This window comes from Variovorax paradoxus, from assembly GCF_009498455.1.
Classification (GTDB): Bacteria; Pseudomonadota; Gammaproteobacteria; order Burkholderiales; family Burkholderiaceae_C; genus Variovorax; species Variovorax paradoxus_H.
The window spans coordinates 2,750,401-2,762,526 of record NZ_CP045644.1 but is presented as its reverse complement, the minus strand read 5'-3'; the positions used below and the strand labels follow the sequence as shown (position 1 = coordinate 2,762,526).

The window sequence follows — 12,126 nt, the reverse complement described above, 5'->3', positions numbered from 1 at the left end:
TGTCGTTTCTTAGTCGGCGGGCGATGCGCCCGCCGTGGACACCGGCACCGGCTTCACTTTTTCGCCGGGGCGCGCGCGCTGCAGGCCGTCGACCACGAGGCGGTCGCCGTCGCGCAAGCCCTGGGTCACGACCCAGTGCTCGCCCTCGGCGCTGCGCACTTCGAGCGCGCGCAGTTCGACCTTGTTGTCGGCGCCCACCACCAGCGCGGTGGGTTCACCCTTTTCGTTGCGCGCCACGCCGCGCTGCGGCGCCAGGATGGCCTGGCGCTCCACGCCGGACTCGACCTGCGCACGCACGTACATGCCGGGCAGCAGCAGCCCGTGCGGGTTCGGGAATTCCGCGCGCAGCGTGACCGAGCCGGTGGCTGCATCGACGCCCACTTCGGAGAACTTCAGCGTGCCGGCATGCGGATAGGGCAGGCCGTCTTCCATGCGCAGGCCGACCTTGGTGCTGGCCGGCGCCATGTCGCCCGAGATGAAGCGCCGCTTGAGCTTCGTCAACTCCAGGCTCGACTGCACGACGTCGACGTAGATCGGGTCGAGCCGCTGGATCGTGGCCAGCGCCATCGCCTGGCCGGGCGCCACGAGCGCGCCTTCGGTCACGCCCGAGCGGCCGATGCGTCCCGCGATGGGCGCGGTGATGCGCGTGAATTCGAGGTTGATGCGCGCCGCCTTCACAGCCGCCTGCGCGGCCTTCACGCCGGCCTGTGCCTGCACCAGCGCGGCCTGCGCCTCTTCGTGTTCCTGCCTGCTCACGGCGTTGGCCTTGACCAGTTCACCGAAGCGCTCGGCCTTGCCACGCAGGCTCGCGATGGTGGCTTGCGAGGTGGCCAGCGCAGCCTGCGCCTGCTCGTGCGCGGCCTCGAACGGACCGGGCTCGATCTCGTACAGCACCTGGCCGGCGCGAACCATGCCGCCTTCTTCGAACAGCCGCTTGCGCACGATGCCGTTGACCTGCGGCCGCACCTCGGAGACGCGGTAGGCGGCCGTGCGGCCGGACAGTTCGGTGTGCACGGCCACGTCGCCGGCATGCAGCGCGACCACGCCGACTTCGGGCGGCGGGTCATCGGTGGTGGAGGCCTGCCTGGCGCCGCATGCAGCGAGCGCGAGCAGGGACATCGGAAGCAGAAGCTTGAATAGCGGGGTCATGGCCATCGGCAATCACGGTGCGGTACGACGCGCACGGGAGATCGCCCGGCTGGTTACATCTGCACCAAAATGATGCATTCTGCCTTCGATGCTGCGGTGCAACCTGAAGGAATCCTGTGTTCGCTGTAGGTGAAAGCGGCTCCGGAGGCGAGCCCCGCGCGAGGGTCAACGACCGCGCAACTTCGCGATGCCGAAACCCAATGCCACGGCCACGCACAAGAACGCCAGCACGGCCAGCCAGGCAGAGCTGGTGAAGTAATAAGCGCCCAACGCCGCGCCCGCGGCCACGAAGGCGCCCAGCCATTCCAGGGCGGGGTCGAGCCAGTTCCTCGCCACCTGCGGCTTGGGGTTGGCGAACACGCGATCGGATGTTTCGGCCTGCTGCGTGGGCAATGGTTTGCGGGTCTTCCTCTGCCGCGGGTCAGGGAAGCGCTCTCGCAATTGGGCCGGGGGCCAGGCGCCGTCGCTCGATGAGGAAAGGCCGGCCAAGGTCCAGATCGGATCGGTGTCGTACCTCGCCAGATCCGCCATGAGGCTTGCGAGCGCCTGGCTGTCGTGCAGGTGGTCGACGCCGTCGAGGTCGGCGCGCAGCCATGGCTCGGCATCGGCGGCGTCCGGCAGGCCGTCGGTGCGCAGCAGGATGTGGTCTGCGAAGTGCTGCGCAATCAGCGCTTCAAAGGATTCGTAGATCGGACGGTGGCGTTCGCCGACGGCACCGATGACGGCTTCGCGCCGCTGCGTCAGCCGCGCTACCGCCGTGGCCTTGTCGACGACAAGGTAGGGAAACGTCGCCTCGGCGCCGAAGTCCGCCAGGCATTCCTCGCGGTCGACCGCCGAGGCTTCGTCGCTGATGTCGTACGCGTCGATGAAGCGTGCATGCCGGATGTCGCCTGCGCTGAAGAGCGCCCGCCAGAACAGCGGAAAGAACGCGTTGGCTTCCAGCTCGGCGCCATCGCCGAAGAAGCCGCGCCATTCGTCGCGGCTGCCTTCCGGCATCCTGGGCAAGGAAGAACTGGACAGGTAAACGGGATGTGACATGCGCCCCCTTCGATGTGGGATGTTGCGGCCGGGGCATCTTAGTCGGGCACTTGCCGGCGCCCTGGCTTCACCGCGCGGACCTGGGCTTCACCTTGCGTTGCGCCTCGACGCCGACAAATTCGAGAAACCGCGCCAGCAGCGGCGACGGATTGTCTTTGGCATAAGCGACCGCGATGCCGCTGGTCAGGCCGCGTGCTTCTTCCTTGAGCGGCCGGAAGACCACGCCTTTGCGCTTGACGTTCTGCAGCGACGCGGAGATGAACGCGATGCCCCGTCCCTCCGCGATGAGCCCCAGCAGGATGTGGTGGTCGTCGGGCTCGGCCACCGTGCGCGGCTGGAAACCGATCCGCTCGAAGAAGGCCTGGCAATGGTCGTAGAAGCCGGGATTCAGCCGGCGCTCGAACCGGAAGATCGATTCGCCGCGCAGGTCGTCGAAGCCGAGCCGGCGTTTGCGCGCCAGCGGATGGCTTGCCGGCAGCGCCGCGATGACGGGCTCCTCGCGCAGTGTTCGCACCTCGAGCCCGCGTGCCTCCGTGTGCAAGCCGATGAAGGCCACGTCCATGGCCCCGCTCTTGATGTCGCGCACGAGGTGGATGGAATGCTTGCCCTTGCTGACGATGCGCCAGTCCGGAAAGCGCTTCTGCAAGGGCTCGAACACATCGGGAATGGCGCTGCGGTCGAAAACTGTGGTGTAGCCCACGACGAACTGGCCACCCTTGGCACCGCTGGCGGCCCTCGCGGCCGCCACCGCCTTGTCCGCCTGCGCCAGCGTCAATCGGGCTTCCGGCACCAGGGCCGCCCCTGCCCGCGTCAGCGTCATGCCGACCTTGGTGCGCACGAACAGCGCCACGCCGAGCTGTTCTTCCAGCTGACGAATCTGCCGGCTCAGCGGGGGCTGGGAGATGTGCAGGCGGGCAGCCGCGCGCCCAACGTGCAGCGCCTCGCTGACCGCGAGGAAGTACCGGAACTGCCGCAGGTCGATCGCTCCATTCATACCAAAAAGGTATCACACAAAAGGTATTGGATGCAGGTGCGCCGCCTTCGTAAATTGCATCCATGAACACACACGAAAGCAATCCGATGGCCGATGAACGGTATGCGCGCGGTTGGGCCAAGCTCAAGGAAGTCGATGGCCAGGCGGGCGAGAACGTCATCGACAGCCTCAAGGACATCGCCCCCGACTTCGCCCGCCTGCTCATCGAGTTTCCGTTCGGCGACATCTATTCGAGGCCGGGGCTCGACCTCAAGGTGCGCGAGCTGTCCGTGGTGGCGGCGCTCACCGCCATGGGCAACGCCATGCCGCAACTCAAGGTGCACATCTACGGCGCCCGCAACGTGGGTTGCACGCAGCAAGAGATCGTCGAAGTCATCATGCAGATGGCCGTCTATGCCGGTTTTCCTGCGGCGCTCAACGGCCTGTTTGCGGCCAAGGACCTCTTCTCCCAGGAGGTGCCGGCATGAAGCCGTTTCTCCGCGCTGCATGGCTGGTTCTTCTCATGGCGACGCTGCCGGGCCAGTCCGCCCTGGCCCAACCCCGACCGGCCGGCACCTGGACGCTGGACCGCACGGCCACCCACGAAGGCCTCGGCTCGCCGGTGGGCATGGCCTACGACGCGAGCGGCAACCTCTACGTCGCGAACTGGTCTGCCGGCAACGTGGTGCGGTTCTCCCCTTCCGGCGAGCGGACGGTCTTCGCCAGCGGGCTCAGCGGCCCCTCGGGGCTGGCCATCTCGTCCAAGGGCGACGTCTATGTCGCCTCCTACAACGAAGACCTGGTGTGGCGCTTCACACCGCGCGGCGACAAGGCCGTCTTCGTGCGCGGGCTGGCGACCCCTGCGGGGTTGTCCTTCGATGGACGCGGCCGCTTGCTGATCGCGAATCGCAGGACCCACCAGATCCTTGCCGCGAAGCCGGACGGAGCGGTCGAAGTCGCGGCGGAAGGTTTGCAGACGCCGGTCGGCGCCGTCGAACTTCCCAATGGCGATCTGCTGGTCAGCAACATCGCCGGCGGAATTTCCCTGGTGTCGGGCGGAACGAAGGCCAAGGCGATCAACACCGACCTGCGCAGCCCCGGCCCCGGCATCGTTGCAGCAGGCGCGGACGCCGCCTATGTGGTCGACTACGGCGGCACCACGGTCAGCCGCATCGACCGCAACGGCGTGCGCGAGGTCATCGCCGACGGCCTGAGCAGCCCCGTGGGTCTGGCACGCGCACCGGATGGCAGCCTGACGGTGGCAACCTGGGGGGCCAACGCCACCTTCCGGATTCGTCGGCCATGACCCAGCACTTCAACGCAGTGAGAGCCTTGATGCCAGGGCAAACCACCGGTCTCGCCAGGACAGCACGGGATGGGCCGTGGCATCGGCATCGACGTGCAGGGCGACCCGGCCGACCGGGTCGAGCGCCACCAGAAGCAAAAAGAGCTTGCTATCCAATAGATAGCAAGCTCTTTCACCGTGACGGCATTTTTCTGGTGGTAGGCCGTGAGTGGCTTGAACACTCGACCAACGGATTATGAGTCCGAAACCAAGGTATTCCGCTGCATGTCTCCGCACGATAGAATCAACGTAAGTCATTGATTTATATGAATTCTTCGTGCGAGAGAGTGCAATGTCATCCACCACCATAAATCAATATTCTGGCAATATTCTGGCAACGAAAAATAAGGGCGAGGAGCCCTTGGTCGCGACACCCGCGCTCGCCCCCAGCGTGGGCCGCCTTCTCAATGCGCTGGCTCCCGGCACCTTCAAGACGCTTCAGAAAGTTCAGCCGAGCGGCGCGCTCCAGGTACGCAAGAACAGCAGCAGCGCCATCTCATTCTTCTGGCGTTACAGCATCGGAACCAAGAGCGAGCGCGTCTCAATCGGGCTCTACGATCCTTCGGCACCGCCGAAAAGCCTGACGGGAACAACCAAAGGGTTCTCGGTGGCCGCGGCGATCCGCGCCGCCGAAGTGCTGGCGCTCGAACATCATGACCACAGACTGGATGGTGGCCGCCCTGCCCTGCTCGAAGCCAAGCGCAACGCCGACGAGGCAGCAGCCAAGCGCGCCGCCAAGGTCGGCAAACACACGCTGGAAAACCTACTTGATCACTACGCCGACCACCTGGAGCGCCTGGGGCGGCGCTCGCACAGCGATGTGCGCTCGATCTTTCAACTCCACGTCAAAGGTCCATGGCCCGATATGGCAAGGCAGCCGGCCAGAGAAGTCACAGGCGAGCAGATCGGAGACATGATGCGGCGCGTAGCCAATGCGGGCAAGGGCCGCACGGCCAACAAGCTACGCAGCTATGTTCGTGCGGCGTATCAGACCGCGCGAGCGTCACGATCCAAGGCTTCGGTTCCCGTCCACTTCAAGGACTACGAGATCACCCACAACCCAGCGATGGATACGGAGCCGGACGAAAGCCACAACCGCGCAAGAAAGCAACCTCTGCTCGAAAACGATATGCGCAGGTACTGGCGGCAGATCGACTCCATGCACAACTTCAAAGGGGCTGTGCTCAGGCTGCACGTATTGACCGGTGGACAGCGCATTGAGCAGTTGGTGAACTTGCATACGGAGCATGCGGGGACTGACGAAATTTTGCTATTCGACGGCAAAGGCCGCCCTGGCAAGGGTGTACGCGACAACCCAGTCCCACTCATACCTGCCGCTGCCGAAGCGCTTGCAGCATGTGAGCCAAGCGGCGTCTATGCGATCTCGACAGACGGCGGAGAAACACATCTGGCAGCCACTACGCTCAGTCAATGGGCGAAGGCTGCGGCCGCAGCGGCCGGCCTCAAAGACTTCCAGGCCAAACGCATTCGCTCAGGTGTCGAGACGCTGTTGGCCAAGGCCGGTGTCAGCGTGGAGATACGCGGCCGGCTGCAGTCTCATGGCATTTCTGGCGTGCAGGCTCGGCACTACGACGGTCACGACTATATGGAAGAGCAGCGGGCCGCTCTCGAGACGTTGTATGCCTTAGTGACTCGCTCTTCGACGGTGGCGAGCAAGAGCACATAGGAGCGGTTGCGGCGTCGCTGAGAAAAAGTTTTGCCAGAATCAGGTCGCCAATAACCAAGGAGACCTATGGCAACAAGTAAATCTACCAAGCCCAGGCGCCGGATGCAAACCCCTGTCTTTGCGATGCAGCCCCCAATTTGGGAAGCCGAGATGCGCGAGACCGAACGTCCAATATGGCACATCGCAGCGATGGCTGGCGATCTTCAGCCGACCCTTGAAATCGTGAATGCTCGCAGGAAGATTGATCCTGCGTGGTCAACTGCGTATTTCTCGGTGCTGTCGAAATTGAAGGACGCGCTGCGCGATGAACGCGGCGCTGGAATCTTTTTTGACAAGGGAAAGCCCGCCAACGCCATACGCCTTAACGATCGAAAAAAACTAAGATTTGTACACGCCGATGTCGGCGACGCGACGGCCTTCATTGCCAGGACGTTTGGCTTCCAAGGTATGCCCGAGGGATTTCGGCGCTTGCACGATCACTTCCAGTCCGCGCGAAACAGCCATCAGTCACCGCACTTTCCGGTCACCGACCAAGCCACTACGGCCAAGCCCATCGTTGAGCAAGAAAAGCGAATCAAAGAGCTTGAGAAGGAACTGACCGCCTTGAAGTCGAGTTCCAACAGGCAAATCAACAAACTGTCTCTGATGCTGTATGCCGTGGTTAAGGGCAACTGGAGCTACGACCCCGAGCAAACGGTTGGGGCGGCGGGAATCATCAAGGAAATCGAAGGCTACTTCGAGGCCCTCAACATCGCAGATCGAGATGGCATCAGCGCCGCGACGCTGAAAGCCGCACTCAAGCACGGCGCAGGTCAGCTGGCCGCTAAGCAATAGCTCCGAGTAACTTGAGCAGGCCAGCGACTTGGTAGTGAAGTCGCGGCGATTTCGTTTTCGCAGCAGAGGGGCTGTCCTTAATCTGAATGGGTCATGACATGCAGGTGCATCCGACGGGATTCACCGAACGCTTTCCAACCCATTCAGAGGAGCCATAGATGGCCGTCGATATCCGCGCATTGCTGCGCAAAAAAGAAGTTCTTCACGTCACAGGGATTTCCAACAGCACGTTCTACGCACTCATCCGCAACGGCGAGATCAAGCCTGGAGTTCCAATAGGCCCTCGCATCAAGGCGTGGCCGGCCGAAGAAATCCAGGCGTTCATCGACAGCTGCATCGCCGCACGTGATATGGGTGGTGCGAAGTGACGACCGACCCCATCAATGCATTGGATCAGTACACTTCCGTGCCCTCGGGGCTCGTCCTCGCGCTCACTACGCCGGCACTGAAAGTGGCAACCACAACGCTGCTTGTCAAAGAGGCCGCGACGGGTGGCCAGAACTTCGGTCTCAAGCTCCCGACCGCGCAGAAGGTCAACGTCTTCGTATCCGGAACTGAACGCCAGGTCCAACAGCAGCAGGCGCTGCACGCCGGCAACGATCTTCATGAACTCGCAGCTTCGGTCAGCTTCATGCCGATCGGTTTGCGTCCGAATTTCGACTTCGTCTCGCAGGAAGGCATCTTCCTGATGCAGTTGAGGCTGCGCAATCACCCCACACCAGCGTTCTGGGTCTTCACGACGAGCATCGCGAATCCAGAAGACCCTTTGTTTGTCGATGCGCTGGGCCGCTTGCGCGTGATGGCCAAGCTCGCCAACTCGTGGATAGTCGCCATCCTCGTGTGCGAACAACCCGTCGAAGTGCAGCATCTGGTCGATCTGTCGGACGAATTCATCGAATTTCGGCGATGTGAGCCGAATGTCGGCGGTGGTCTCGCCTTCTCGATCGACTGCAAGAGTCTGGAAGGGCTCGAAGATTTCGGGCTCGGCAAGGTGATGTGCAGCGTGAGGTTCGGACAAGACGGTCGCTATATGCGGACCTTCGAGCCGTTCATCGCCGACACGCTGCGCGACCGCGTGATCCGCATACTCGGCGGCAACGACTACACGCTCGCCGATATCGGAGCCATCGTCGATCGCGACAAGTCCAACGTGTCCAGGCGCTTACGCGGATGGCAGCCGCAGCGCATTGCCGTGTCGGACGAGTGGCTCGCTCGGGTTAAGGAGCACTTCGCAGCCGGTTCCGGTGCAAGCGGCGAAAGCGCCAAGAACGGTGTTTCGGGCACAAAAACCGACCATCAACGCGCTCAAGACGCGCTTGATGGAATCGACGAAGAGGACGACGATAGCGAAGAGGGTGCCCGAGACGACGACGACGAATAGGCCGGAATCGCTCGTCGCGCTGCGCAGCCCCACGAGCAGGCGTTGCGCTGTTTTCCGAAACGTGCGCAACCAGCGCAACGTGCGCAACGCCAATCAACCGACCGGCCAGCTGTAACCGCTGACTATTTTTAATTCGAAGCTCGCCGGTGGTCGGCGAGCCCTTCGAAGGATCCCCCATGCCTTTCATCATCGGCGCCCGCGCATTCCGCATCGTCTATGGCTTCGACCGGATCACGCTCTGGTTCGATCGCGCTGATATTCCCATCGTGCGCAAGCTGCTTCGGCCTCACTGCCGGGTCCTAAAGCTGAAGGTCCGCCAGATGCTCAAAAACCCGTTGTGGAAACTGAAAATGCGCGTTTTCCAGCCAAGCCAAGAGTTCTTTCGGGTCTTGCAGCAAGCCCTCGGCGCATCAGTGCGCGTGCTCGTCACTTACGTCGAGATCACACGCGACATCTTGGCGCGCAACCAATCTGACATCCCGCTGCTGCTAGCGGAGTTCCTAGCTGCGGCCACAGTGCCCCGTCTGCACCTGCCCTCGGTCCAGCGAAGTCACGATATCTATTACTACAACTATCGCAGCGACGAGCATGGAAAGCGTCGCACGCATGTGCCACTGGTCTACGCCGATATGCCGTCCAAGCTCGCGCGCAAAGGTGTGCCAGTGCGCCGAAACATCCCTGATACGGCGCCTCGCTGCTTGCACAACGAATGGCGTTGCAGCGGCTCGGCAGCTATCGGCGTGCTCGGCATTGCATCCATCGCCGACTTGCTTGGATTCGACTTCGTCGCATTCTTCGCGCGCCACATGCCCTTTCGCAAGCTGCCGGCTTCACGCACCGCGCTCGGCCAAATGCTGCCTGGCAAGCGCGAAGTCAATCCCGATACGTGCCGCAAGCGCGCTCGCGCATTTGTCGCCAATGCCACGCGAGATGACGGCCATTTCGTGCTGCACAACGCAGTGCGCGCCGCGCCCTCGAAGTTCGCGTCGCGACTGGAATCCATGACCCTCGAAGAGTGGCTGAGCAATGCAATCGAAAAGGGCTCGAATTCGATGCCGGATTGATCAGTGCCACACAGGGTAGCTGCACTGATATAGCTATCAATTAATTCTCCGTCGGACGATGTTCTCCCCTACATCTCCGTACCACCAAAACCAAAAAGACACCAAGAACGCCGTGTTTCCAGCGTGTTTTACACGTTCAACACGTTCAACACGGTCCGCGTATGCCCCAAAACGACCAAGAATCACGCGACTTTTCATCCCGCTCCCAGACCAGCAAACCAGCCCACTCTTCCGCCATCTTCGAAGCCCCGACCTTTCGACCCAAGCTCTCGGCTTCACAACGCGTTGCCAACAGCAAAGCCGTCTTCAAGCTGTCCCTGCAAGCTCAGGCAATCGTGAACACCGAGCATCGGCACGCCGAAGTCATGGCTTGTGCTGGCAGCGGCAAGACGACCGTGCTGTGTCATCGCGTATTGCATCTTCTTGCTTGTGGCGTTGATCCCTCTCGCATTCTGGTTCTGAGCTTCTCCAAGACCGCGGCATCTGAAGTCCGAAAGCGCCTCGTCCAGTTCGGCGAGCCTGGCCCGGCAGCTGGCCTTGGTCACTTGTCCGCAGTACGCGTGAGCACCTGTCATGCGTTCGCCAACCGGTTGATTCGGGTGACCAGCACAAGCAGTAGCAAGACCTCCAAGACCGGAAAGAACAAGAGGCAGAAGCAGCAGCCCGCGCTGCTCAGTCCAACCGGTGTAACGGACGTCCTCGGCCAAGCTGTTAAGCACGCAAGTCGCCAGCTCCTGCAAGACCGGTCGATCAACAAGACTGATCGCGAGGACCAACGCCGATGGCTGAAGGAACTCGGCGCCAGCGCATCCAAGCCCTTGCTCAAGCTCGTGGCCACGCTCTTCGATTACTCAGCAGCATCCGGCTTGTCTTTGGAGCAAGTGCTGGTGAAGCAAAGCCAGCGGTTCGGTATCTTCCGCTCTCTCGCGTCCGTTGGCCCTCATGCCGTGGCCTCGGCGCTGCGAGCTTTGCATTCCAGCTATCAGGCGCTCAAGCTCGAGAGCAATCGCTTGGACTTCAGCGACATGGTGACGCGCGCCACTTCCACGGTGTTGGCGTTGTCCGGCCACGAGACCGGGGGGCGGACCGAGATCAGAGTTCCGGACGAACTTCAGTACCAGCACATCTTGGTCGACGAGTACCAGGACAGCAGCGCCAGCCAGGTGCATTTCATTGCTGCACTCGCCCGCGGTCAGCCCGCTCTAAACATCATGGTCTTCGGCGACGAGCACCAATCGGTGTATCGGTTTGCCGGTGCGTTTCACACGCCGCTGTGCCAATTGCTGCCCGATGTTTTGGCCCTTCCCCTCACTCGGTCGTACCGGCTGCCGCAAGCCCTGGCAGATGCATCCACGGCGGTGCTGGCGGCAGACGGTGCGGATGTCGAACCGATCAAGGGCCGGCGAGTGACTTTCGGGCGGCCTGTTTTGGTTCGTGCTGCTTCGCTGTCAGAGGAACTCCGCGCCGTTGCTCAGGATGTTCAAGCCTTGCTGGAGCGTGGAGAGCCGGTCAGCAGCATCGCAGTGTTGGCCCGAACGTCTGCGGCACTACGTGAAGCTGAATCCGAGCTGCTGGCTCGGGGCATTTTCTCGCAGAGGCGCGGCGTCACGGGGAGGAACACCGACGAGATGATGAACGTGTTGAAGCTCGTTCGGCACGTTGAGCGCGGCCGGGTCCAAGCATCTGGCCATGCCTTGTCGGCCACCCAGCTGCAAGCCATGCTTCGACTACCGTCAGAAGTCAGCACGGGTATCGAGCCCAAACGATGGACCGCCGCCGCCTCGGCGCTGCGCAAGGTCATCAATCCCTCGCTTGAGGGGCGCTACAAGCGATGTGCCGACATCTATCTAGCTCTGTGCGGCGGCATCAAGTCCGATCTGGCGCGACGTGACGAGGTAAGGCGCTGGATACCACTGTGCGCGCTCTACGCGAGCGCGCTGGCGATGCGCGATTCGGTCCAAGCCATGACCGAGCGCGGCGCCGTCACCACATCAACGATCCACCAAGCAAAGGGCAGCGAGTGGGAGCACGTGTTGGTCATCGGCGTAGCCGATGGTCAGATGCCGAACTACCTGGCTCAAGATGGTGACGGATTGATCGAGGAGCGGAATCTCATGTACGTGGCGATGACCCGTTCCCGTGAGACCTTGAGGCTGTACTACGCGCCCGTCGCGCATGCGCGAAGCCGTCGCCTGTTCGAAAAGCTCAGCCGATTCCTCGATCGCCGCGACGTGCTCCGACACTTCGATGTTGAGGATCGACTCTGACGCCGTAGACGAGGTTGCGGCATCGCGATACCGCGCCACTGAGAGCGGCGGCATGGTCGGCTGTGCTGGCTAATTTGAATGAGTTACCGGTACTCTCAAGTTCAGACCATGCCTCAAATCCCAACCTCGTCGAAGAAGTCACCCGTCGCCACCGCCACCGCCACCAAGCCTCGCAGCCCATACAACCGTAGCCCGTATCGCGAGAAGACGGTGGCCGTACGTGTGCCCGAATCAATGCTTCCTCAAGTTCGCAAGATGCTGAGCCGGCGCCGAGATCAGACAGCGCGACATGTCAACGGCGCAACCAAAGTCAAGCCGAAGCTGAAGCCAAAGCGCAAGCTCATGGGCAATGTCTCGAGCCTACGGAAGGATCGACGGTGACTAGAGC

The 12,126-nt window shown here is 62.3% G+C and carries 11 protein-coding genes and 1 pseudogene; 8 read left to right on the top strand and 4 right to left on the bottom strand.

From position 1 onward, the window contains the following. Positions 1-9: 9 nt before the first annotated feature. From GFK26_RS12640 to GFK26_RS34670, 4 genes and pseudogenes are all read right to left on the bottom strand, one after another. Positions 10-1,119, bottom strand: a complete 1,110-nt coding sequence (locus tag GFK26_RS12640) for an efflux RND transporter periplasmic adaptor subunit (protein ID WP_228121993.1) — start codon at positions 1,117-1,119, stop codon at positions 10-12. Between the two features lie 195 nt (positions 1,120-1,314). Beyond that, on the bottom strand, positions 1,315-2,187 hold the full coding sequence (locus GFK26_RS12635) for a hypothetical protein (protein WP_153282263.1): 873 nt from the start codon (positions 2,185-2,187) through the stop codon (positions 1,315-1,317). Positions 2,188-2,254: 67 nt separating this feature from the next. Then, a complete protein-coding gene (locus tag GFK26_RS12630) occupies positions 2,255-3,037 on the bottom strand; it encodes a LysR family substrate-binding domain-containing protein (protein WP_416222567.1) in 783 nt (260 codons plus the stop codon). Positions 3,038-3,046: 9 nt separating this feature from the next. Further along, positions 3,047-3,181, bottom strand: a pseudogene (locus tag GFK26_RS34670) (LysR family transcriptional regulator); the annotation flags it as partial. Positions 3,182-3,243: 62 nt separating this feature from the next. Here GFK26_RS34670 and GFK26_RS12625 point away from each other — a divergent pair. From GFK26_RS12625 to GFK26_RS12585, 8 genes are all read left to right on the top strand, one after another. Further along, complete coding sequence (locus tag GFK26_RS12625) at positions 3,244-3,648, top strand: carboxymuconolactone decarboxylase family protein (RefSeq protein WP_228121992.1); 405 nt, start codon at positions 3,244-3,246, stop codon at positions 3,646-3,648. Next, positions 3,645-4,466 (top strand): hypothetical protein, encoded by an 822-nt coding sequence (locus tag GFK26_RS12620; protein WP_153282261.1) that lies wholly within the window; start codon positions 3,645-3,647, stop codon positions 4,464-4,466. The genes GFK26_RS12625 and GFK26_RS12620 overlap by 4 nt, the downstream gene beginning before the upstream one ends. 331 nt (positions 4,467-4,797) lie before the next feature. Further along, complete coding sequence (locus GFK26_RS12610) at positions 4,798-6,192, top strand: integrase (RefSeq protein ID WP_228121991.1); 1,395 nt, start codon at positions 4,798-4,800, stop codon at positions 6,190-6,192. Between the two features lie 102 nt (positions 6,193-6,294). After that, positions 6,295-7,026, top strand: coding sequence for a hypothetical protein (locus tag GFK26_RS12605; RefSeq protein WP_153282259.1), 732 nt, complete (start codon positions 6,295-6,297; stop codon positions 7,024-7,026). Positions 7,027-7,184: 158 nt separating this feature from the next. Then, on the top strand, positions 7,185-7,394 hold the full coding sequence (locus GFK26_RS12600; RefSeq protein WP_228121990.1) for a helix-turn-helix transcriptional regulator: 210 nt from the start codon (positions 7,185-7,187) through the stop codon (positions 7,392-7,394). Beyond that, entirely contained in the window at positions 7,391-8,407 is a 1,017-nt protein-coding gene (locus GFK26_RS12595) for a hypothetical protein (RefSeq protein WP_153282258.1), read from the top strand. The genes GFK26_RS12600 and GFK26_RS12595 overlap by 4 nt, the downstream gene beginning before the upstream one ends. Before the next feature lie 176 nt (positions 8,408-8,583). Then, positions 8,584-9,471, top strand: coding sequence for a hypothetical protein (locus GFK26_RS12590; protein ID WP_153282257.1), 888 nt, complete (start codon positions 8,584-8,586; stop codon positions 9,469-9,471). Positions 9,472-9,632: 161 nt separating this feature from the next. Then, entirely contained in the window at positions 9,633-11,738 is a 2,106-nt protein-coding gene (locus tag GFK26_RS12585) for an ATP-dependent helicase (protein WP_153282256.1), read from the top strand. Positions 11,739-12,126 lie beyond the last annotated feature (388 nt).